Annotated in this window: 13 protein-coding genes, 1 pseudogene and 1 other annotated feature; of the genes and pseudogenes, 7 read left to right on the forward strand and 7 right to left on the reverse strand. The window is 66.7% G+C overall.

The window, feature by feature from the left end; genetic code table 11:
• Window positions 1-60 precede the first annotated feature (60 nt).
• The 3 genes from ACQUSX_RS06275 to ACQUSX_RS06285 form a co-directional block, all read right to left on the reverse strand.
• Window positions 61-774, reverse strand: a complete 714-nt coding sequence (locus ACQUSX_RS06275) for a fructose 1,6-bisphosphatase (protein ID WP_428906095.1) — start codon at window positions 772-774, stop codon at window positions 61-63.
• 179 nt (window positions 775-953) lie between these two features.
• The gene (locus ACQUSX_RS06280) at window positions 954-1553 is read right to left on the reverse strand and encodes a hypothetical protein (protein WP_428906096.1); all 600 of its coding nucleotides are present in this window, start codon (window positions 1551-1553) and stop codon (window positions 954-956) included.
• 208 nt (window positions 1554-1761) lie between these two features.
• Window positions 1762-4050: a helix-turn-helix transcriptional regulator gene (locus tag ACQUSX_RS06285; protein ID WP_428906097.1), complete on the reverse strand. Its 2289-nt coding sequence runs from the start codon at window positions 4048-4050 to the stop codon at window positions 1762-1764.
• A gap of 47 nt (window positions 4051-4097) precedes the next feature.
• Between ACQUSX_RS06285 and ACQUSX_RS06290 the strand changes: the two genes are divergently transcribed.
• Window positions 4098-5381: an MFS transporter gene (locus tag ACQUSX_RS06290; RefSeq protein WP_428906098.1), complete on the forward strand. Its 1284-nt coding sequence runs from the start codon at window positions 4098-4100 to the stop codon at window positions 5379-5381.
• Window positions 5382-5406: 25 nt separating this feature from the next.
• On the opposite strand, the gene ACQUSX_RS06295 is transcribed toward ACQUSX_RS06290, so the two are convergent.
• A complete protein-coding gene (locus tag ACQUSX_RS06295; protein ID WP_428906099.1) occupies window positions 5407-10527 on the reverse strand; it encodes a DUF7927 domain-containing protein in 5121 nt (1706 codons plus the stop codon).
• A 249-nt stretch (window positions 10528-10776) separates the two neighbouring features.
• On the opposite strand from ACQUSX_RS06295, the gene ACQUSX_RS06300 reads away from it, so the two are divergent.
• Complete coding sequence (locus tag ACQUSX_RS06300) at window positions 10777-13200, forward strand: helix-turn-helix transcriptional regulator (RefSeq protein ID WP_428906100.1); 2424 nt, start codon at window positions 10777-10779, stop codon at window positions 13198-13200.
• Between the two features lies 1 nt (window position 13201).
• On the opposite strand, the gene ACQUSX_RS06305 is transcribed toward ACQUSX_RS06300, so the two are convergent.
• Together ACQUSX_RS06305 and ACQUSX_RS06310 are read right to left on the reverse strand one after the other, a co-directional pair.
• Window positions 13202-14389: a sensor histidine kinase gene (locus tag ACQUSX_RS06305; protein WP_428906101.1), complete on the reverse strand. Its 1188-nt coding sequence runs from the start codon at window positions 14387-14389 to the stop codon at window positions 13202-13204.
• Window positions 14389-15066 carry a response regulator gene (locus ACQUSX_RS06310; protein ID WP_428906102.1) on the reverse strand — a complete coding sequence of 226 codons (678 nt, stop codon included), beginning with the start codon at window positions 15064-15066 and terminating at the stop codon, window positions 14389-14391. Before ACQUSX_RS06310 ends, ACQUSX_RS06305 begins: the two co-directional genes overlap by 1 nt.
• Before the next feature lie 136 nt (window positions 15067-15202).
• Between ACQUSX_RS06310 and ACQUSX_RS06315 the strand changes: the two genes are divergently transcribed.
• The 3 genes from ACQUSX_RS06315 to ACQUSX_RS06325 all read left to right on the forward strand — a co-directional run bounded on the left by ACQUSX_RS06315 (window position 15203) and on the right by ACQUSX_RS06325 (window position 19202).
• The gene (locus ACQUSX_RS06315; protein WP_428906103.1) at window positions 15203-17953 is read left to right on the forward strand and encodes a fibronectin type III domain-containing protein; all 2751 of its coding nucleotides are present in this window, start codon (window positions 15203-15205) and stop codon (window positions 17951-17953) included.
• A 172-nt stretch (window positions 17954-18125) separates the two neighbouring features.
• On the forward strand, window positions 18126-18413 hold the full coding sequence (locus ACQUSX_RS06320) for a hypothetical protein (RefSeq protein ID WP_428906104.1): 288 nt from the start codon (window positions 18126-18128) through the stop codon (window positions 18411-18413).
• Between the two features lie 126 nt (window positions 18414-18539).
• Window positions 18540-19202, forward strand: coding sequence for an arsenate reductase/protein-tyrosine-phosphatase family protein (locus ACQUSX_RS06325; RefSeq protein WP_428906105.1), 663 nt, complete (start codon window positions 18540-18542; stop codon window positions 19200-19202).
• A gap of 800 nt (window positions 19203-20002) precedes the next feature.
• On the opposite strand, the gene ACQUSX_RS06330 is transcribed toward ACQUSX_RS06325, so the two are convergent.
• Window positions 20003-20365, reverse strand: coding sequence for a hypothetical protein (locus ACQUSX_RS06330; protein WP_428906106.1), 363 nt, complete (start codon window positions 20363-20365; stop codon window positions 20003-20005).
• A gap of 697 nt (window positions 20366-21062) precedes the next feature.
• Between ACQUSX_RS06330 and ACQUSX_RS06335 the strand changes: the two are divergent.
• Both ACQUSX_RS06335 and ACQUSX_RS06340 read left to right on the forward strand, forming a co-directional pair.
• Window positions 21063-22364 (forward strand): annotated as a pseudogene (locus ACQUSX_RS06335) (IS3 family transposase).
• Window positions 21348-21475, forward strand: a sequence feature (AL1L pseudoknot). Its footprint overlaps the pseudogene before it by 128 nt.
• A 266-nt stretch (window positions 22365-22630) precedes the next feature.
• Window positions 22631-23644: a glycosyltransferase gene (locus ACQUSX_RS06340; protein ID WP_428906107.1), complete on the forward strand. Its 1014-nt coding sequence runs from the start codon at window positions 22631-22633 to the stop codon at window positions 23642-23644.
• The last annotated feature ends 14 nt before the right edge of the window (window positions 23645-23658 follow it).

The following is a 23658-nucleotide window of genomic DNA, read 5'->3' on the forward strand; positions in this document are numbered from 1 at the left end:
AGACTTTCGTCTAGCGAGTTTTCGACCTTGGTCTATCCGCAAGGTTCGCTTAAGGCGAATCTATTCGACCTTTGGGTAGATGGCGATCGGCAGCACCTGATAGACCGACTGCTGCTGGAAGCTGTTGTCATCATTGGCGGATCCCTCGACCGAAACCGTCAGCGCGAACTGCAACGTGATCCCGTACGTGTCGTCGGGCAACTGGTGGATCGTCGTCTCGGGGACGAGCAGACCGCCCTGAAAACTGTTCAGCAGCAGCCCGCGGTCGGAGCGCATCGTGTCGGACGGCACCAGAGTGCGCGGGTCGGCACTGAACTGGAACGCGCTTGAGGTCTGCATCGACGTCTGCGAGGTCTGCGACGTGATCGAGACCTGCGAGATGTACACCCGCCGCTTCTCCGTGAGCACGGCCTTCTCATCAACGCGATGGTCGTGAACATTGATGGCGAAGCCGAAACTCTTCTCACCATCGTGATACCACTCCATCGTGCGCTTGGGTTCGTAGGCCCAGACGTCAAGGCGCACATCGAGCTCCTCGGCGACCTCGCTCGACAGTGAGACGGACCCATCACGGGTGAACTGCGAGTCGAACGCCAGATCTTCGGGCGGTGGCGTCGAGGTCGTGGTCGGCGCGGTCGGTACGACCGGCTGCGGCGCCTGGACGCCGTTGAACAGGTCGACGATCTGTGTGCAGCCGGCAAGACCTGTGATGGTCGAGAGCGCGAGCAGGACTCCTGCTCCCCTGGCGACGCGGCGTGCGCGACGAGTAGTCATGATTCACCCGATTCTGAGGATGCTGGTGGCGAGGGACGCGAGCGCGTCTCCGTCACGCTATCGGCGCTCGAATCGCCGAAGAGCGCCGTGGATCGCACCGGAGGTCTTCTCGCGCTGATCTTGCGCGAACCTTGAGGTTTCCCCGCCAGACGCTTCGACAGGCTCACGATTCGACCCGCCTAATCGGCCGCGATCGCCACCGTGAGCGTGTCCGTCGCGGTCTGCTTCGCGTACTCCTTCGACGTGGGCGTCGTCTGCACGAGGAAGTCGTATGTGAACTGCACCGTGACGTACGTCGCGGCCTCGTCGACCGGGCCGACGTGAAACGTCTGCGAGTAGCTGTACGGCGAGAGCACCAGGTACCCGGGCGTGACGCTGGCCGCGTCCAGCTGTGCTTCGAGGGGCGCAAAAGTCTCGTCCGCATTGGCCGGTGTCGCGATCATCGACGCCTTCTGCAGGTACACCTTCTGGCCGTCGTCCGGTGTCACCGTGGTCAGGAGCGAGATGCTGATCGGCTTGACCGCACCGGCTGTCCATTGGTCCATCGACAGGGTCGACCAGTAATCGACCTGTGCTGAGACAGCGCCGGCCGTGAGTTCACGCTCCGTGCTCCCGCTGGAGAGGTCGTTGGGCACGGGAGGAGGCACGCTCACGGTCGGCGAGGGCGTCGCATCGCCCGGTTCGGCGCTCCACGGCGACGGCCCGCATCCGACGAACGCAACAGATGCTGCGATGATCGCGAAGGCCATGACTCTGCGCCGCGCGAATGGTGTTCGCATGTTCTCCTCGGTACACGCTGTGATGCGCTGGGCGGAAAAGGGCCTCCCCGGGCGAATCACTGGGAAAAGCGCGAGGAGGCCCCTTGAGTGTTGACCGGCGTCGGCGCCAGTCTGGGGAACTGACGCGCACCGCTGGGGACGGCGTCGGCCATTGCCAGCCTAATGGCAGAGGCAGCGCACGCCGCGCAGGCCGTGAGGGTTGTGACGCTCACCGTCTCGATTCGCCGAGCAGCCCGTGCCCGACGGCGATCGCGAGCGCTTCCTCTCGCGACGAGGCACCGAGCTTGCGATAGAGGGTTCTGCGTTGCGACTTCACTGTGTTCACAGAGACATGCAATCCCGCGGCGATGTCGTTCAGACTGGCTGCCTCGACCAGGGAGCGCAGGACGACGTGCTCGCGATCCGTCAGCTGCGGGACGGCTGCCTTCCCGGGCACCGCGACAGGCTCCCATGCCAGGGTCACGCCGAAGAGGTTCCGGTCGTCAGCGGAGAGCAGCAGAAACGGCGTCTTGAGTCCGTGCGCCTCGGCAGCTGAGCGCGCTCGACGGGCGGCGCGCGCGCTCTCGGCCGGTCTGTCGAGCCGGTACAGCGCGACCGCCTCGAGCACGGCGATGCTCACCCTCGCTTCGGGCCCGTCGGCCGGGATCGACCCGAGCATCTGCAGCGCTCGTTCGTAACGGCCGCTGAACATCTCCGCCCGTGCCGCGCCGATCGAGATCAGCGGCAGGTCGCCCGCCCGCGGAGTGAGCGCAGCTGCAGCCGGCAGATCGCCGGCTGCGAGCGCCAGTGAAGATTCGGTCAGATCGAGCAGTCGCACCTGGGATCGCGGCATCCGCGCCCCTCGCCTGCGGCGCAGCATCCGGAACCGCTCCAGCCCTTCGTCCGCGCGACCGCGGCAGATGTCGATCATCGCGCGCAGGTAGGCGAGCAATGGCCAGTGCTCGATCGTGTCGACGATATGCCACACCTCATCGAGCGCCGCGTCGGCGGCATCGAGATCCTCCTTTTCGATCAGAATCTTGGCTTGCGCGATGCGCAGCATGCTCCCCTGGTACTCGTTCAGCAGATGATCCGGCCAAGGACGCTCCAGAGCGGTCTCCACCCATTCCTGTCCACCCGCGAGATCCCCGGTGAGAGCGTGGATCAGCGCGGCCCCGCCAAAGGACGCCAGTCGGATGCCGGGGCGCGCGGACGCGGTTCGCGCGTTCTCGAACTGTTCGATCGCCTCACGGTATTGCCCGCCGTACATCAGTGTGATCGCCGAATGCAAGTGGAGGTCGCCCAACAGTCCTTTTATCGTGCGGTGCTCGTCGTCCGGGAGTTCGGCGACGATCTGCACCGCCGCGCGCGCGGCCTTCACCCCTCCGTCTCCGATGCCGAGCAGCCGCTGAAGGACTGCCTCGATCAATCGCAGAAGAGCGCGCTCAGCCGAGCGGGCCGGCGTGCGGCGCGCTCCGACGAGAGCGATCCCGAGGAGTTCCACTGCCCGCAGCCGGTGCTCGCGTCGGGCGTTGAGGATGAGCGCAAGCGCCATGGCGATGATCGGCCAGCGTCGCAGCTCCAGAATCGGAATGCTGCGCAGCAGAGCCGCGATCGTCTGCCCGTGATCTGCGAGCAATGGCATTCCCCCGCCGCGCAATGCGGCATCGATCACGTCGAGCGATCCGATCGAGGCTCCTTCGATGATGGCCCCGAACCATGCTTCTTGCGCGAGCAGGATCCGACTCGCTTCACCTCGAACGGTCGCCGCATCGTCAATGGGGTGCGCTTTCAGGGTCGCTGCGCGAACCGGCGCGGTCAGCACGAACAGCGGATGGCCGGGGCCGGCCACCCAGTGCCCCATTCCTGCGCTTTCGGCTCGATCGAGGAAGTCGGCCGCACCTCCGAGCTCAGCGACGACGCGCTGTGTCAGCACGCCGGGAACGGCCAGCCTCGCTTCCTCGGATGCCAGCGATCCGGGGCGCAGGCCGGCGAGCATCTCGTTCACGAGTTCTGCGCGCACGGTCTTGAGCTGCGCGGCGGCACGCACGGCGATCGGGAGCCCTCCGGTGAGCAAGTGCACGGCGGCGGGGTCGAGGTTCGAGCCGATAGCAGCGAGATACTCTGCGGTCTCCGCTCGAGTGAACGACAACTCGAACACGAACTCGGCGCTCTGGTCTGCCGGGACCACTCGATGGCTGCGCACTGCGGCCCGGACGAGCAGCTGCGGGCGCGCGCGGCGCGCGGCTCCGACCCAGTCCCAGTCGGCGGCGTCGAGCCGGTCAGCGGCATCGATGACGAGAGCATCCCCCACGACATCCGGCCTCGACCCGGGAACAAACCACGTCGGGTTCGCGAATCGCGCTGCCCACTGCCGCAGCAGTGTCGTCGCACCTGCGCCGACCGGGCCGACCAGCACGACGATCTCGGCCGGCGAAGCGAGCGCGTCGCTGAGTCGCGGACGGTGCAACTCCCTGAACGGATGCAGGTCCGTCACCGTCGCCCCGACCTCTCCCACTCATTCACTCTAGCTAGAGTAAATGGCGGAAAGACGGAGAGCTCTGGATGCCTGTGAACACTCGTACGCACCGAGCCGAGAACAGGTCGATCCGCCTGCTCGCGGCGGTCAATCTCGTTGCGCTCGGCTCGCTGACAGCACCGGTCGTGGCAGGGATGCCCCTGAAGATCGACCTCCTGCTTCCTGCCGATGAGCGCGCGGCAGCCCTCGCGACGGTTCTCGCTGTCGGCGGAGTCGCGGCTCTGATCGCCAATCCGCTGTTCGGTGCTCTGTCGGATCGAACACGCGGCCGGTTCGGCAGACGGCGACCATGGATGCTGGGCGGCGCAGCAGCCGGATTGCTCGGTGTCGTCGCGTTGACCGCAGCGGACTCTCTGGCGGAGATCACCGCCGCCTGGGTCGTGACACAGACCGCCTACAACGCGACCCTCGCCGCGACCGCGGCTCTGCTCGCCGACACCGTATCCGAGAACAGGCGGGCAGCCGCCTCCGGAATCTTCACAGCGGCGGCATTCGTCGGCACTCTGCCTCCGCTCGTGCTGACAGCGATCCTCCCCCGGCACGTCGACTTCATCGCGTTCGTCATGCCGCTGGCCGCTCTGGTGGTGATCGGTTTCGCCCTGCGGGTGCCCGACCGCGAGCACGTCGCAGGTCTGCGCGTCCGAAAGGAGCGGCGCACCGCACGCTTCTCTTCCGCGTTCGCCGCGGTGTGGCTGCAGCGCCTCGCCATGCAGTCGGCCTTCTCGCTGGCCACAGCCTTCACGATCTATCTGATCATCGACAGGATGACGCATGACGCGGTGGCGGCGACGCCCGTCGCGATGGTCGCGACTCTCGCAGGAGGCACGGGCATCGTGCTCGGCGCCTCGCTGGGCGGGGCGTTGGCCTCTCGTCTGCAACGTCATCTTCCGTTTCTCCTTGTCGGCGCGCTTGGACTGGCCGCTGCGGCATTTCTGCGTTCGATCGCCGATGCGCCGGCCCTGCTGTGGATCGCGACGAGCGTCGGCGGCCTCGCCGTGGGCGCCTACCTCGCGGTGAATCTGGCGCTGGCGATGCGCGTCATGCCTCATGGTCAGTCCGGCGCCTATCTGGGTGTCCTCAACGTCGCTGAGACGATCCCGCAGGTGCTCGCACCGGTCGCGGCAGCCGCGCTGTTGCGTGTGGGGCCCGGCGACCCGATCTCGGGGGCGGCCGACAACTATCTGGTGCTCTACATGACGGCGGCCGCGATCGCGCTGCTCAGCCTATCGACCCTTCCGGCGCTGCGGCGCGCGCCTGCTGCGCGATACCGGCCCCACGCGAAGACGGGCGCCGCATCCGCTGGGATGTGACGCCCGTCTTCCGCCTCAGTGCGGACTATGCGATCTTGCCGCGCCGGTACAGCACCATCAGGACGCAACCGGTGAGAACCAGCAGCACGCCGAGCAGCAGGATCCACGGCGCGATCTGTCCGCCGGTGATCGCCAGCGGCGTGAGGATCGGGTGGTCCGTGCCGCTCGCCGGAGGTGTGATGAGCTCGCCCCCGGGAGGTGTGGCCGAGGCCACCGCGACGTTGCGCAGCGTCTCGCCTGCGGCGTCCGTCTTCACGGTCACCGAGTAGGTGACCGTGACGGTTTCTTCCTCGGCGAGGCTGCCGGTCCAGACGAGCTGCTGCTCATCCAGCTCGGGTGCGGCCACGATGCGGTCGCCGACGATCGCAACGACGTCGTCGTTGAAATCGGCGTACGGCAGCACCTCGCTGAGGTCATCGCTGATGACCACCGCATCCAGCCCGGTCTCGCCGGTGTTGATGCCGGTGAGCGTGTAGGTGAGGACGCTGCCCGTGGCGACCTTCGCGCCCGACGCCGGGTCCGAGCTCTTTTCGAACGTGAATCCGGGCTTGCCGACCGGGTGCTCGGTCTCGGCCGGCGGCGGCGTGAGCTCCACGTCACCCGGAGGCACCGCGACACCGTTGACGGTGTTCGCGAGCAGCGCGCCGCCCGCGTCGCCGTTCACGGTCACCGAGTAGGTGATCGCGACCCGCTCGCCGACGGCCAGCGCACCGGTCCACGACAGCGACCCGTCAGCGGCTACCGGGGTCTCACCCAGCGTGGCTGCGGCGTCGTTGTTGTAGACGGCGTTCTCGAGCACGCTCGAGAGGTCGTCGACGATCGACACCGAGTTCAGCGCGGTCTCACCGGTATTCACGCCGGTCACCGTGTAGGTGACGACGCTGCCCGGGTCGACGCGGGTTCCGGATGCCGGGTCGGCCGTCTTGGTGACCTCGAAGCCGGGCTCGCTGACCGGGTGCTCGGTGACCGCCGGAGGCGTCTCGATCGGGGGCACGCCGCCGGGAGGCGTCGCGGTTCCGGACACCGAGTTGTGCAGAACGGCCCCGCCCGCGTCACCGTTCACGGTCACCGAGTAGGTGATCGTGACGGTCTCGCCGACTGCCAGGGCTCCGGTCCACGACAGCTCGTGCTCGTCGAGGATCGGCGCCGCAGCATCCTGACCGTTGACGGTAGCGACCGCATCGCCGTTGTAGGCGGCGTTCCCGAGCACGCCCGAGAGGTCATCGACGATCTCGACTGGGTTCAGCGCGGTCTCACCGGTGTTCACGCCGGTCACCGTGTAGGTGATGACGCTTCCGGGGTCGATGGCTGTCCCGGCAGCCGGCGAGGCCGACTTCGACACCGAGAATCCGGGAACGTTGACCGGGTTCTCCGTGGTGCCGGGCGGAGGCGTGATCGTCTCACCGCCGGGAGGAGTTGCCGTACCCGTCGCCGAGTTCTGCAGCACCTCGCCGACGGCATCCGGCCCGACCGTCACCGAGTAGGTGACGACGACCGTCTGGCCGACTTCGAGCGAACCGCTCCAGGAGAGCGTTTCACTCGCGACCGTCGGCTCGGCAGCAGTCTCACCGTTGACCGTCGCCGCGGCGTCGCCGTTGTACTCGGCGAACTCCAGCACGCCCGACAGGTCATCGTCGATCTCGACGGTGTCGAGTGCGGTCTGACCGGTGTTGACTGCGGTAAGGGTGTATGTGAGCACCTCGCCGGGGTCGACGGCCGTGCCCGATGCCGGGTCGACGGACTTGCCGAAGGTGAAGCCGGGCTCGTTGACCGGGTGCTCCGTCGTCACCGTGGGCGGGACGACCGGAGTGCCGGGCGTGGTCGGGCTGTCGGGATCGCTCGGGTCCTCAGGCATCTGCGGGGTGCCCGAACCGCTCACCGAGTTGCGGATCGTCTCGCCGCCGGCATCCCCGTCGACGGTCACCGAGTAGGTGATCGTGACGGCCGCCTTCGGCTCGAGCGACCCGGTCCAGGTGAGGGTCTCACCGGCCACCGCGGCGGTTCCGACGTTCGCCTTCACGTTGTTGTTGTACGACGCGTGAGCGAACGCACCGGCGAGGTTGTCGGTGATCGAGGCCGGGTCGAGCACGGTGTCACCCGTGTTGGTTCCGGTCACGGTGTACTCGATGACGCTGCCGGGGTCGACGGCCGTACCCGTGACCGGATTCGCCGTCTTTGTGATCTCGAAGCCGGGGTTCACCACAGGGTGCTCGGTCTCCGCCGGCGGCGGGGTCACGGGCTCACCCGGAGTGGTCGGGCTGTCGGGATCGGTCGGGTCCTCGGGGATCAGCGGCGTGGCCGAACCTTCGGCGATGTTGCGCAGCAGCACGCCGGTGGCGTCTGCGTTCACGGTCACCGAGTACGTGATCTCGACCTCGTCGCCGGGGGCCAGGACACCCGTCCAGCTCAGGGTGTTCTCGATGACCTCGGCCTTGCCGGTGTTCGCGTCGACGTCGCCGTTGTACTCGGCGCTGCTGAGCACCGCGGAGAGGTCATCGGTGATCGATGCGGGGTCGAGCACGGTGTTGCCCGTGTTCGTACCGGTGACGGTGTACTCGATCGTGTCGCCTGCCTCGACAGCCGTGCCGGATGCCGGGTCCGCCGACTTCGTGACCTCGAAGCCGTTGTCGACCACGGGATGGGTGGTCTCGGCCGGAGGCGGCGTGATCGGCGTTCCGGGCGTGGTCGGGCTCTCCGGATCGCTCGGGTCGGTCGGGATCTGCGGCGTGCCCTCGCCCGTGGCGATGTTGTGCAGCAGAGCGCTGGTGACGCCTGCGTTCACGGTCACGCTGTACGTGATGGTGACGAGCTGGCCGGGGGCGAGTGCGCCCGTCCAGCTGAGCGTGTCACCGTCGATCTCGGCCTCGCCGCGCGTCGCGTCGAGGTCGTCGTTGTAGGACGCGTGGTCGAGGACTGCCGACAGGTCGTCGACGATCATCGCCGGGTCGAGGATGGTGTCACCGGTGTTGGTCCCGGTGATGGTGTACTCGACGGCGTCGCCGGCCTCCACGGCTGTGCCGGATGCCGGGTTCGCCGACTTGCTGATGGTGAAGCCCGATCCGATGATGGGGTGCTCGGTCGAGACCGCGGGCGGCTCGATCGGGGTGCCGGGGATCTCCGGTCCGTTCGGGTTCTCGGGGTCCGGCGTCGTGGGCGTGCCCGAACCGGTGGCGGTGTTGTGGAGGATCTCGCCGGAGGTCTCGTCGTCGACGGTCACCGAATAGGTGATCGTGACGATCTGACCGGCTGCGAGGGCACCGGTCCAGGCGAGTTGGTCGCCGGTGATGGATGCGGCGCCCGAGGTGACCTGCGAGCCGTCGATGCGCGTGACGATGTCGTCGTTGTAGTCGGCATGCGCGAGGACCTCGGAGAGGTCGTCGGCGATGTTCGCGGGGCTCAGCGTGGTCCCGCCGGTGTTCTCACCGGTCACGGTATAGGCGATGGTGTCGCCGGGTGCGACGACGCTTCCGGATGCCGGGTCCGCGGTCTTCGTGATCTCGAAGCCGGCGACGGGGTGCTCGGTGGTGACGGCGGGCGGCACGACCGGCTCCAGCGGGCCGGGCGGGGTGCCGGAGGCAGTCACCCGGTTGGCGATCGTCTCGCCGGAGACATCCTCGTTCACGACGACCGAGTATGTGATCGTGACGATCTGGCCGGGCTCGAGGGCGCCGGTCCAGGCAAGCTGGTCATCCGTGACCGTGGCGGCGCCCGAGGTCGCCTCAGTGCCGTCGACCTCGGTGGTCACGTCGTTCTGATACTCCGCGTATGCGAAGACATCGGAGAGATCATCGGCGATCTCGACGGGATCGAGGGTTGTGTTTCCGGTGTTCTCAGCCTCGACCGTGTACGTGATCTCCTGACCGGCGCTGACCGGTGAGCCGGATGCCGGGTCAGCCGTCTTGCGAAGCGCCAGCTCGGGGGCGAGTTTGACGTTCGTGTAGGTGCAGATCACGTCGGTGCCGAGGTCTCCTGCGGGCTGGGTGACCGTGTTGCCGTTGACACTGACCGGGGTGGTCGTTCCCACCTGCTCGCACTTCAGCGACGCGTCGTACCGGCTGAGGTCGGTGGTGCCGACGGCCGATTCGAAGAGCGCGAACTCGTCACCCTGGTTGGTGAAGATCGGGCCCGCGTAGTCGGGCTGCAGGCCGAAGACGCTGCCGGTCGTGGTCGTGCTGGTCTGCTCGACCTGGTAGTCGTCCGGAGCGTCGATGCGCAACCCGAACTGGTCGGTGTCGGCGTGGCGCCCCTCCGGCAGGTCCTTCTTCAGCGTCAGCGTGTTCGGGAAGGTGCAGCTGGCCATGTCGGTCGGCGAGAAGCCGCGCAGGGACGTCCGGTCTTCCTCGGTGCCGCGCGCGAGGTCGATCTCGATGATCTCATTGGCACTGGTGGAGACGAAGATGTGTCCCAGGTTGCCGAAGGCGATGCCGTTGCCTTCGGTCCCACGACCGATGTCGTGCACCTCCTTGGCAGGGATGACGTCACGGCTTTCGTTCAGCTCCAGCGGCAGATCGGCCGCGTAGATGTATCGATCGGCGACGAGGATCAGCTGGCCGGATGCGCTGAAGGCCATGTCGCCGTTGCGGCCGAACGGCTCGCTGCCGCTGGAGGGCATCAGGGCGCCGACCTGCAGCGCGATCTCGTCGTCCTCGTCCCATGCGTAGAGCTTGATGTCACCATCGGCGCTGGTGCGACTGGCGAAGTAGTAGACACCCGAGATCGGGTGCACCGCGCCCCGCAGAATCGAGTTGTCGATGTCTGCACCACCCGGTATCCGTGTGGTGTTCGGCTGATCCGCTTGACGGTCGTACTTGGTGATGTACTTCGTGTCGCTGCCGTTCGTCACCGTGTAGGCGTACTGACCACCCGAAGAGATTCCCAGACCGTTGTTCTGATGGTCTCGGCCGAGATTGGTGGTGCTGAGCACACTGCCCGTCGATGAGACGGTGAACTCCCGCAGTTCCTTCTGATCTCCCACTACGTACACCGAGCCGGGTGTGCACTGGAATGGTTCCGCAGCCGCGGCGGGCGCGGCCGTGACCGCACTGGCCACGACGAGAGACGAAGCGACGACCGCCACGCTCGCGGCCGTGCCGACGACCTTCTTCAGGCCCCGGCGCCATCGCGCCCGGGCATCACGAATACTCATGACTGTTCCCCTCACTGTGCCGGCCGGCGGCAGTCATGCACGCCGGCGGTTTCCCCGGTACGCAGGCATGCTGAGGTGAGCGCTGTCCCGATCGGGTTTCGAGACGGCGTCACCAGCCTGCGGCCTCAGCCAGTGTGGACCGACAGTCCGCACGGCGAAGACCTATGGCCAGCTTTTCACCCCAGAGTTCACCCTGTGGACAGGAGTCAGCGCCTGAAAGTCTCCGGTATCGCTACAGTGTTGAACCGTATGGAGCAGACGCCAGAACGCAGCCGGACGACGCACGCAGTACCGCGCATCGCCGCGCATACGATCGTGCGGCCGAGACTGTTCGACCGCCTCACCTCGTGGACGGATGTGACCGTCGTTCACGGCCCGATCGGAGCAGGCAAGTCGACTCTGCTGGCCGCATGGGCGAGGACCCTGAGGTCAGAAATCCTCTGGTGCGAACCACACGACGGGACGCTGACCTTCTCGCAGATGGAGCGATTCGCGCTCGCCGCGGGCGGCGTGCTCGTGATCGACCGAGGAGAACGGATCGACGGCGCCCAGTTCGAGATGCTCGGCCGGCTCATCGACCGATTCGCCACGCTTCGCGTCGTCATCGCCACCCGGAGCGCGCAGACGGCCCTCGAGGTCGCTGCGAGCTGCGACGCGGACGTCGATGTCATCACCCCGGTGGATCTGCTGTTCACTCTTGACGATCTCGCCGAAGCCGATGTGCTCGATGGCGAGGAAGCCCGGCGCGAGGTGATTCGCCGCTCTGAGGGGCTGGCGATAGCCGTCCGCGCGAAGACCGACGAAGCGCTCGGGCGGATCTCAGGTGCGCGATCTCGACTTCGGCGAACGCTGCGCGCCGATCTCGATCGGCACGACGGCCGTTACGACTCAGCGGTGCGCTTGGCTCTCCTCCCCCGTGTCGATCGTCCGATCGTCGAGAGCTGGGGGCTGTCCGCCCGGCTCCTCGACGACCTGGACGCCACCGGGTTCGCGAGTTGGGACGGCGAATGGTTCCACATGCATCCGTTCATCCGGAGCGTCCTCCTCGAAGACGCCACCCGACACATTCTGCCGGAGGAACGCCGCAACCTGATCGTGCGAGCTGTGCGTTCGTCTCTCATCGACCACGATCCCCTGCAGGCACTGCGCGAGGCTCTGGACCTGGACGACCCGGCGCTGGCGACCGAGGTCGTCTTCGCGAACATGGTCGACCTGCTCGAGATGCGCGACGCGACGTACGAGGTGTTCCAGGGCACCCCGACGTCGCGGCTTCGCGGCTACCCGGGGCTCACCGTCATGCTCACCCTGCTCTCGAACATGGATCCCGGCACGCGACCCCGAGCGCTGCAGCTGCTCGCCACCGAATCCCTGTTCCAGCGGCTGCAACCGCACCGCGGCGTGCACCGTGAACGCGTGGTGTACCGTGCATTCGAAGCTGCGGCTCTGCGGTTGACGCCGTTCTCGAGCCGCGCGCTGCCGCTGGTACGCAAGGCGGTGAAGGACTTCGAAGCTCTGACCGAGGACGATGCCCAGGCCCTCGGCCGGATGGGGCCGATGCTGCAGACACATCTCGGCATCGCAGCGTTCTATCTTCGCGACCTCGATCTCGCTCGGCGATGCTTCGACCTCGCCTACGCGAGACATGTCGAGGCAGGCAGAGCGGATCGGGTCGACCCGCTATCGCTTCGCGGAGGCCTGGCGGCGTTGACGGGAGACATGGACCTCGCCCGTCGGCTGCTCGCCGAGGCCGACGCGGCGGTGTGGCCGACGGGGTGGCGCGAATCGAGCCCGGCGGACTTCTTTCATCTCGGCCGAGCAGTGCTCGCACTTGAGGATGGAGACCCCGAAGCTGCGCAGCGTCACCTGTCTGCAGCCGGGCCGATCGTCGATCTCGTCGAGCACTGGACGCTCTTCGCGCTCGTGCGTGCCCGACGCGATCGCCTCGCGGACGAAGTGCAAGCGGGGCTGATGCGAGTGCAGCGGCTGCGTGAAGAGCGCGGATCCGCTCCAGGTACAGCACTGTCGCGCAGCTTCCTGGATGCCGCGGAGGCCGAACTGCACCTCGCGGCCGGTGAGGCGGTGGCCGCACGGCGCGTCGCAGGACGGTCAGCCAAGCAAGGAGCACCCGCTCGCATCGCCTTGGCGCGTGCGGAGCTGGCGCTGGGCAACGCCCCGACCGCTGCAGTGCACGCTCAGCGGCTGCTGAAGTCGACGCTGACGCCGCGAAACCGACTCGAAGCAGAGCTCGTGCTCGTCTGCTGCGCACTTCGCCAGGGGCATACCGAGGATGCCGAGGTCATCGCGAAGCGCGTCTTCGAACTCGCCCGATCGACGGGCGCGTCGGCACCGCTGCGCACGGTCCCGCCGAGCGAGCGCGACGCTCTCGCTGCGGCCCTGCGCAGAGCCGGCGCACCGGACTCGACGATCGCCCTCATCGCGGTGGAGGTCTCGGCGACCTCGGCGACCTCGGCACCTCTCACACCGCGTGAGCGGGCCGTGCTCGAAGAGCTCTCCAGCACCGGCTCGCTGAACGAGATCGCCTCACAGCTGTTCGTGTCGCGCAACACGGTCAAGTCGCAGCTGCGCGCGGTCTACCGCAAGCTGGGCGTGTCATCCCGCGACGCGGCTCTTGCGCGCGCCGCTCTACTCGGACTGTTCGAGCAGTCCGACTGAGTCACCTCTGAGATCCGGCCGAGGCGAGCACCGCGTCGCGGACCGGGAGCTCGGCGATCAGACGCACGCCGCCCCGCGGGGAGGTCTCGAGACGCTGTCGCCCGCCGAGTCTCTTGAGCCGTTCCTCCGAGAGCGCCAGTCCCCGGCGGGGAACGCCGCCGTCCGGCATCCCCGATCCGTCGTCGTCGACGATGAGAACGACGCGATCGCCGTCGTCGTTTCGGGCGAGCAGCTGCACGCCGATCCGGGCCGCTCCGCCGTGCAGCAGGGCATTGCTGATGGCCTCCTCGGCTGCGCGCAGCAGTGCTACGCGCCACACGACCGTCGCGTCGCTCGTTGAGTCAGGCCCTGTTTCGTGATCGAACACGTCGTCGATGTCGACGTCGATCCGGATCTCCGGCGGAACGCGCCTCACGAGCCTCGTCAGGGCGTACGCAAGGCCGGTGTCGACGCCTGCGGGATAGAGCAGGTGGCTGACCTGTCGCACCTCGTGCTCTCGAACCGCGTCGAGTTCGTCCCGAATATGCTCGAGGACGCGTTGGTCGGTGTCGTCCATCGTCCCGGCGCGCCAGCGTGCCACGACGCGGTCGAGCTGCACACGGATCATCACCAGACGTCCCTGAAGACCGCCGTGCAGGTTCTCCGCCACGGATCGACGAACCCGCAGCTCCTCCTCGGAGAGGGCTGCCAGTGCAGTCGTAGCACGCAGCCGCTGTTCGGCGGCGGCACGCTCCTGCGTACGCAGCCGCGCCTGCGAGAGCATCTGCGCCATCCCGAGCGCGATCGCCAGAATGACGACTATCCCTCCCGACACCACTTCGACGAGAGAGGTCTGCATCGACGGATGCGCATACGTTCCGACGACGATCTGCAGCGCGTGCCGCAGAAAGGCGGTCACCGTCCCGATGATCAGCGCCGTGACGATCTGCCTGGTGACAGAGAGCCGTGGCAGGTGCGTCCACGCGCACAGCGCGAGAGCCGCAGCACACGCGAACAAGTTCACCACCGTGCGCAGGATCAGTGACGGGACGCCTTCGAGCGTCGAGCCGAGCACCGAGGGCGCTCCGTACACGAAGACCGATTGCACCGCCGCGCCGATGCTGAACGCACCCAGCACCACGCCTGCCGTGACGAGCAGGCGGCGCAGGTCGTCTGCGGCATCCCTCGCCGGGGAGATTCCGCGATCCATCACGCAGCGCCTTCGGCGGGCGCGCCGTGGCGGAGCATCATGAGCGCCGCGGAGACGCGACTGTTGGCCTCGGAGTCTCCGCGGACGCCGAGGGTCCCGTAAACGGTTCCCAGGAGGTTGTCCACGGAATGGGGTGTGATCTCCATCTCACGGGCGATGGCTGCGTTGGATCGTCCGGCCGCCAGCAGTCTGAGCGCGTCGAACTGCCGCGGCGTCAATGAGGCCAGCGGCGAGTCGCGCCGAGGTGTGAGATTCCGCAGCAGCTCGGGGTCGAGCATGCTGCCGCCGCTTGCGGTGATCCGCAGTGCGTTCAGAAGCATTTCCGCCGATGCCGCGGACGTCTTGGAGAGGTAACTCCATCCAGTACGCTCCTTGGGCGGCAGCGCCAGGAGCAGGTCCATGACGTCGTGCGCCGACAGGAGCAGGATACCGAGGCCGGGCTGCGTTGTGCGCAGGGAGCGGGCCAGCCCGAATCCGTTGCCGTCGGGCAGTCCGATGTCCATGAGCACGACGTCCGCCTTCGCGGTCGTCAATTGCTGACGCGCCTCCTGCACGCTCCGGCAGGAGGCGACGACTGTGAAGTCACCCGAGGAATCGATGAGGGATTCCAGGAGCGAGCGGAACAGGGTGTGGTCTTCGACGATTGCAACGCGCAGCGCAACCTGATCATCCCTCACTCGGACGATGCTACTCCCTCGGCCGCCTGTCCGTCAGGAGTTCTCTCCTCATTCAGCCGAATGCACCTGTCGCGATCGTGGAATTATGAGGCTCACCCCGTGATTCTTGCTCCACCCGAGACGCAGAAAGCCTCCTATGACTCCCTCCCCTCCTGCGCGCGTTTCCGCGCGCCATCGCTTCGGAACCCGCACCGCGGCGTTCGCCGGCGGACTGACCGCTCTGGCGCTCGTCGTCGCCCCCACGACGGCGTTCGCCGCTCCGGGTCTCTCCGTCACCGGCCCGGCGGAACCCACCGCGTACACCGAGCAGGCCGAGCCTGTCCTCGTCGGCGAAGACGTCTCGGTCTCGGGCGGCAGCGCCTTCGGCGGTGGTTACGTCGACTTCGCTGTCGTCGACGGCACGCCCGACGAGACGCTGTCGCTGCACGGCGTCTCCGCACCGGACATCACGGCAGGCGCGGTATCGGTGGTCGGCGATGCGGTCTACCTCGGGTCCGGCTCGTCCGCCGAAGTGATCGGCTCGATCGATCCGACGCGCGCCGGTTCTGATGGAAACCTCCGGGTGACGTTCACCAGCCCGTTCGCCAACCCGAGCTTCGAAGAGGGCACGGGGATCGACGGCTGGACGGCGATCCAGGACAGGATCGATCTGGGGGTCACCTCGATCGCCGGGTTCCCGACGGTCGACAGGAGCACGTACAGCGGACTGAACGCCGGGTACCCCGAGCGTCCCACCAACGACGATGCCGCACCCCAGTACGCGACCTACACCGTGCAGCGCAACACCGCCGACGCGAGCAACGGAGCGTACAGCCTGGAGCTCTTCTCCAGCATGACGACGGCGGGCGTCTGCGACGTCGTGCACGGCCCGGCCGTGTACAGCGATGCCTTCGAGGCCGCGGCCGACGACAAGATCTATTTCGACTGGCGCGCTTACGCCGGCAGTGACAACTTCCACGTCTACGGCTACATCCTCAACACGGTCACCGGTGCGCAGACAACGGTGCTCGACGCGACCGGAGGAAACAACGCCGCTGCCGGGTTCCAGACCAAGGAGACGACGATCCCCGAGACGGGGACCTACCGGTTCGTCTTCGTCGGCGGCACGCACGACCTCACCTGCGGACTGGCCGCCGGCGCACGACTCCTGATCGACAACGTGCGGGTGTACGGCACGAAGGTCACCGACGAGGTGGTCACCGCGATCAGCCGCAAGCTGCAGTACGCCAACGACTCCGATGACCCGGCCGCAACGCGCACCGTGCGCATCACCGCCGCCGACAACGGCGGAACGACCACGTCGTCCGCGGATGCCACCATCTCGATCACGCCGGTCGACGACGCTCCGACGTTCTCGCCGGTGTCACCCATCTCACTCGTGAACGCCGAAGGTGAAGACGCCTATGCGACCACCGCTGGCATCCTGGATGTGACCGATCCCGACACGGACGCGATCTCGTACCGCATCGTGGGCGATCACGCCGAGGCTGTGACCATCGATGGCGTGACGTACACGCACGCGCTCGCCGGTCGCTATGGCACGCTCCGCATCGACGAGCAGACCGGCCGCTACGCGTTCGTGCCGGATGCCGACGCCGCCGATGCACGCCTGACGGACGACACCGAAGAGTACGTGTTCGAGATCTCAGCTCCCGACGAGAGCCCGGGCAGCTCCGCCGCGCCTCAGACCGCGCAGCAGACTCTCGTCGTGTCGCTCGAGGTGACTCCCGGCGCTCCGAGCGCTCCCGCCGCGACCACCGCGACGCCGGGTGCCGAGTCGGCGACCGTGTCGTGGACCGAGCCGAGCTGGCTGGGCGGTTCGGCCGTGACCGGCTACCGCATCGAACAGTCCGCCGATGGCGGCCAGACCTGGACGGAGACGGTCGCTGACACAGGATCGACGTCGACGAGCTATGAGGTCGATGGGCTCACGGTCGGTGAGCCGGTGCAGTTCCGTGTCTCCGCGATCAATGAGAACGGCACCGGAGCCCCCGGCGGGGCGAGCACCGCCGTCGCGCCGTACACCACTCCCGGCGCTCCCGTCATCGATCACGTTCTCGTGTCGAATGGAGCCCTGACCGTTATCTTCACGCCCCCGGCCGAGGATGGCGGCGAAGAGATCACCGGCTACGAGTACTCGCTCGACGGCGGTCAGACCTGGATTTCGGCACGCACGGTCTCGAGCCCGCTGACTGTCACCGGTCTGCGCAACGGGGTCTCGTACGACGTGCAGCTGCGCGCAGTCAACGCAGCCGGCGGAGGAACAGCAGCCGAAGCTTCGGAGACCCCGAAGCTGACTCCCGTGCTGTTCCTCGACGAGGACGGCAAGCCGAGCCTGCCCGTGCAGAAGAAGAACGCTGCGGCGGCCACTCTCGGCGGCACCGGTGTTCCCGTCACGGCCACCGCACAGGGCGACGACATCGTGATCGGCGGCGACGACTTCTCCGTGCACGCGCAGAGCCTCGATGCCGACGGAAACAAAGTCGCCGTGAAGGACGATACGCTGCAGGCTGTGCAGGGCGGCTACGTGCGGATCACAGGCGAAGGCTACGCGCCCGGCAGCATGGTCGACCTCTGGCTGCTGGGGTCGAACGCCTGGCTCGGCCAAGCGATCGTCGGAGCGGATGGCACCTTCGACGTGACCGTGCGTGTGCCGGCCGACGTCGACGCAGGCGCTGAAACGCTGCAGATCAACGGCATCAGCGAGACCGGTGAGGTGCGCAGCGTCGTGCTCGGCATCGCTGTCGTCGAGCCCGCGGCCGCGGGCTTGGCCACCACCGGCGCACAGCCCGCACTCGGAGCCGCAGCCCTCGGCGCGCTGCTGCTCGTCGGAGGCGCCGGCATCTACCTCGCCCGGCGCCGCGGGTCGGCTCTCGCCCAGAGCTGAGCTTCCACGCCGACATAGCCGCGGACGGTGGCGGAGCGCGCAGGGATCCCCTCCCCTTGCGTGCTCTGCCGCCGTTCCGCTACACGTCCGAACGCCACTGCTCTTCCTCCTCTTCCCGGCGGTGAGATGAACGACACCGATTGTCTCTTTCCGTGCAGCGGCCATCCCTGCCATGGCGGTCTCCGAAGGCACGCTGCTCAGCACGCTGCCGGCTCCGACGGCGACGGAGTGGACGTTCACCGGCTGGTCCGCGGATGCCGACGCTTCCGCGCCTCTCGGCCCGCTGGCCGCTGTCACCGACAACATGACCCTGTTCGCCGGCTGGGAGCAAGTCAGCGCTCCGGTCGATACCGATGACAGCCCGGTCGCGGATGATGCGGAGTCCGATCGCGAGCGCGCCCTCGCGACCACCGGTTGCGTCGAGAACGCCGCATCGTTCGCCGGCCACCCCGGTTCCTGAGCCGCACCCCGGTCCCTGAGCCGCACCCCGGTTCCTGAGCCGCACCCCGGTCCCTGAGCCTGTCGAAGGGTCGGCCATCCCCAGCTCCGCTGATCGCCTCCAAACCTCGACCTCCGCAGGTGTGACATGACCGACACTGACAGCTCTCATCTGACTCGCCGCGACCTCAGGCACGATGCCGAGGCTCTCGTGCCGCGGACGCCGAGCGTACTGATGGTGTGCACCGGCAATATCTGCCGCTCGCCGATGGCCGAGACGATGCTCCGCGCCCGGCTGGGATCACTCGACGTCCGCGTGCACAGCGCGGGAACCCGTGCGCTCATCGGGCATCCGATGCCCCGGCCCGCGCAGAAGGCGGCGAGCGTCCGCGGGGCCTCGAAGTCGGATGCCGCGGCGCACCGCGCTCGCTGGTTGCTCGGTCCGATGCTCGAGGATGCCGATCTGGTGATCGGCATGTCTCGACGGCATCTCATCGCTTCCGTCGAGATCGCGCCTCAGCTGCGGCGGCAGACGTTCACCGCACGCGAGTTCGGCAGGCTGTCAGCGGGCCTGACCGATGAGCGGATCCGCGATGCCGCTAGTGCTGGCGGCAATGACCCGCGGGCACGTCTCCGTGCAGCGCTGATGCTTGTGGCCTCCCAACGGGGTGTGATCGTTGCGCCGCCGCCAGAGGAGTACGACGTCATCACGCCCTACAAGCGCACGAGACCGGCATACAACGCCGTTGCCGCGCAGATGGCGCCGGCGATGGATGCCGTCGCGCATGTACTGCGCGCTGCGCTGGTGTGAGCACGGTTCTCACAATCCGAACCGACGCCTATCACGCGAGCTGTTCGACCACAGGCACATCCGTCCACGATGCGTTCATACTTCTGCTTCTTACCGGCGACGAGCTTCGGTGAGGGCTTCCACGCCACTTCGCGGATGCCGGCGACCCATTTCGTGATCGCGACGAGCGGCCCGGCGGTGTCGACAACGCCGGCAAAAGGTGTGACCAGAAGAGCGCGATGAGTGAGACGGGAAAGCCCTGGGCGTAAGTCAGCACACGAAGCCGGATGACGACGTTGCATGCCATCGGTCTCGGCGCGACAGGCGCAGCCAGTCGGGTGCTGTCGAGTGTGCGCCAGCGCCTGCATGGCTCCGAAGACCCACCGCTCACGATGCTTGTAAGCGGCCTTAAGGGTGAATGGCGGCTGCTCGGTCATCTCGGTGTGGTGCCAGCCGAACACGCTCTTGCCGAACTTGAGGTAGGCGGCGAGCCGAACACGAGGTCTTCTGCGATGAGGGCTGCGCCGTCGAGATTGCCGATGTCCCACCCGATCTCGCAGGTGCAGGGGTGGATGGCTCGTCATCACTGAGTAGCACTCGTGGCAGCCGAACGGGCGGTTCGGTTCCATCGCTTTGTTCAGCAGCGTGGTCTCGTTCCAATCCAGACCGTACGAGATCATGCCCTCCGAGATTCGGACCGGATGCATGGCACAGGCGATGGACGAGCCGAGCGAGGTTGCCTGGTGTCAAGACCGACTCCTCATCGAAATGCACGACATACGAGTCGCTCGGGTTTGCTCTGTGCTGCTCGACCCTGCATCTCAGCGCGCGAGCCGTGAGGCGCGTGTGACTCGGGGCGTGCGGTAGTCGTTCGGCAGCAGGTAGGGCGTGACTGGAATCGGCGCGCTGCTATAGAGCGTGTTCAGAACTGCGATTTCGTCGAGGTCTTCGGTGACGATCTCGACGCTGATCGCCGAGCCGAACGCCGGGTAGCGGGCCATCCCCGCGAGCACGTTGTCAATACCGCGCTGCACGACCGCGAGCGCGCCGCCTTTGGTGGTGATCTGAATGATGAAGCGATGCGTGTTGCCCGACCGCTCGGCGCTCACCAGCGCGTTCGCCACCTGTCGGTCATCGATGTCCTCGCGGGAGACATGCTTGTGCGCGCTGGCCTTGACGACCATCCACCAGAAATAGAGGTAGGTGAGGATCAGAAGGACCATCACGCCGACGGAGGACCCAGCCGACCGTCGAGAGGTCGAGAAAAAGACGCACTATGCGCCAGCCGGGGGCGTCGGTTCGTCGCAGACGACGATGCCGACAATAACCAGGGGAAGCAGATCGCGAAAAGCTCCGGCTCCCCCGTCTGCGAGCCGACCGAGTGCCTAATCGCGCAGGCAGAGGTGGCCTCAACGATCTGTGCTCCGTGTCGCCCCACGCCGCGAGCGATAGTGTGGCCGCGTGTGGGCCGCGTTCCTAACCTCGATTGCACTTGGGGCTCGGATCCGGGGAGTTGCGATCTGGCTCTTCATGATCAGGCGCACGAGGCCGATTCACCTTGCTGTTTCGATCGCGCTTAGCTCGGCCACGGGCGCGACGACCGCCTACGCGGATAACCGTTCTCTTGTGGGGACAGCTTCCATGGGACGCGGTCTCCGACATGTTGTGGCGAACTCCCTACGCAGATTGGACGCTGTTCCTTTCTGCATGCGCAGCAGGCCTCGTAAGTTCATTAATTGGGTTAGCGCTCCGGGCTGGGCGGACGGTTGGACTCGTCGTCCTATTCGCTGCCTCCGCCGCCGCGTGTAGCGGTGCCGCCGCAAGCATGGTGAATCGCCCCGGGTCTCGTGGAGGGTCTGAGATCCCGAGAGGATGAGACCTATGCCAGCACCGAGGAAGTATCCGCAGGAGTTGCGGGAGCGGGCGATGATGCTCGTGCAGGAGGCGCGGAAGGAGGATCCGGAGTTGTCTGTGAACCAGGCAGTGATTCGGATCGGGCAGCGCGTCGGGGTGAATCCGGACACGCTGCGCGGGTGGATCAAGCAAGCCCAGATCGACGCGGGAGAGCGCCCTGGAACGACGACAGACGACGCGTCGAGGATCAAGCAGCTCGAGGCGGAGGTGCGTGAGCTGAAGCGGGCGAACGAGATCCTGCTCGCTGCGTCGAGTTTCTTCGCGCGGGAGCTCGACCCGCGACTGCCGTGGTAGTTCAGTTCATCGATGATCATCGTGACCGGTTCGGGGTCGAGCCGATCTGCCGCGTGCTCACAGGGCACGGGGTGAACATCGCTCCGTCCGGTTACTACGCCTTCAAGAAGCGACCCGCCTCGGCCAGAGCGGTCTCCGATGCCGAGTTAGTCGTCCAGATCGAGCGAGTGTTCTGGGACCGCACTCTCGGTCGCGGGATCCGCGGCGCCCGCAATCTGGCGGCTGCTGAAACGTGAGGGCATCGCTGTCGCCAGTTGCACGGTCGAACGCCTGATGCGCCAGCAAGGCCTGCGCGGCATCCGCCGCGGCAAGCAGTTCATCACCACACGCCCCGACAGCTCTGCGCCGCGGGCAGAGGACCATGTCAAGCGCGAATTCCACGCAGACCGGCCGAACGAGCTCTGGGTCGTCGACTTCACATATGTGCCGACATGGTCAGGGATGGCGTTCATCGCGTTCGTCACTGACGTGTTCTCGCGCCGCATCGTGGGCTGGCGGACGATGTCGAAGATGCCCACCGACCTGCCGTTGGACGCGCTCGAGATGGCTCTCTGGGTCCGAGGTCGTGCGGATCAGGATGTCACAGGTGTCGTTCAACACTCGGACGCAGGCTCTCAATACACGGCACTGCGCTACACCGACCGCCTCGCTGAGGTCGGCGCGATCGCGTCGATCGGAACGGTCGGCGACAGCTATGACAATGCCCTCGCTGAGAGCGTCGTCGGGCTCTACAAGACTGAGTGCGTGAAGATCGACGGCCCGTTCCGCAGCGCCGACGACCTCGAACTGGCCACGCTGTCCTGGGTCCACTGGTTCAACGAGAACCGGCTGCACTCGTCGATCGGATACCTCACACCCATCGAGAAGGAGAACGCGTACTACCGTGAGATGAACTCCCAGCACCAGCCTGCGCTGGGAGAACTCGCCCTCCACCGAACCCGGGGCGATTCAGGTAACACTTTTGTCACCACGTGAACCACAGCGACGGTAGCGGCAGTTCGCCTGACTGGCAGCATCAACAAATGTTTGCTCATGGGCAACGTGGCGTATCACTCCGAGCCAGCCGCTTACGGGGCGCTGGTGAACGTGGGAACGGGAGAAGCCTCCAACACCAGAGCAATAGGCAACACCGTCATAACAGCCGCCGCCTCACTGATCACCGGAACAGATGGCGGGACCAGCGTAGAGGAGGGCAACATCCTGGTCGCAGCCTGAGTCGCGCATGTGGGACACTGGGCACCATGGTGGACCTCTCGATCATCGTGCCTGTATACAACGCGACAGAGACAATCCGAAGATGTGTGGACAGCATCCTCACATCGGATACGTATCGGGATGGCGCTGCTGAGGTCATACTCGTCAACGACGGGTCTTCGGATGGGTCAGCTGCGATCTGCGCTGGGTACGCGGCGGCGCACTCTCACGTGATAGCCATCGACGCGGAGAACGGAGGGGCCTCGGCAGCCAGAAACCGGGGCCTCGCCGCCGCGTCGGGGACGTTCGTCGCTTTCGTTGACAGTGACGACAAGGTTTCCGCGGATTACCACTCCACCGGACTCGCTGCTCTCCACGAGCATGAGAACGCGGACTTGGTCATCACAGGTTTCACTGCGTTCTCGCCCGCTGGCACGCCGCGGGTGGTCGAGCCTGACATGGAACTGATCGATTCCGGCGCATTGCCAGGTCGGCTCGTCCGCCTCGCCAACCGCGGCCTTGTCAACTCGGTGTGCAACAAGCTGTATCGGCGCAGTGTCATCGAGCAGAGCGGCATCCGGTTCGAGGAGGGCAGGAAGAGCGCTGAGGATCTTCTGTTCAACCTCGACTACGCAGCCGTGACGCGCTCCAGCGTCGTCGTGCCGACAACGGGCGCGCACTTCATTGCCAGACGGTCCAGCGCGACCCATCGCCTCGCCGGAGCCCACGACGAGCTGCACGAGCTCGACACATCCCTCGCGTACAGGGACGATCTGCGTCGCCGGTTCGCAGACCTTGGCGTGCCGAATGCCGACATCGACGCATACTTTCTCGCGAAGGATCAGACGTGGTTTCGCATCATGGTGCGCAATGTGCAGGCCGCTGGGACGCCGTACTCGCTCCGCGAACAGATTTACCAGGTCCGCCGCATTATGGACTTCGGCGAGGCCCGCGAGAACATCACGCGCGGTCAGGGTGACAGTCGATTGGCGAAGGTCAATCGCATCCTGTACCGACTCGACTCAGCGCCGCTGACGTGGCTGGTGCACCGCATCATCTGACCTCGCCTATCCCT

Source organism: Microbacterium alcoholitolerans (genome assembly GCF_050408615.1).
In the GTDB taxonomy this organism is placed as follows: Bacteria; Actinomycetota; Actinomycetes; order Actinomycetales; family Microbacteriaceae; genus Microbacterium.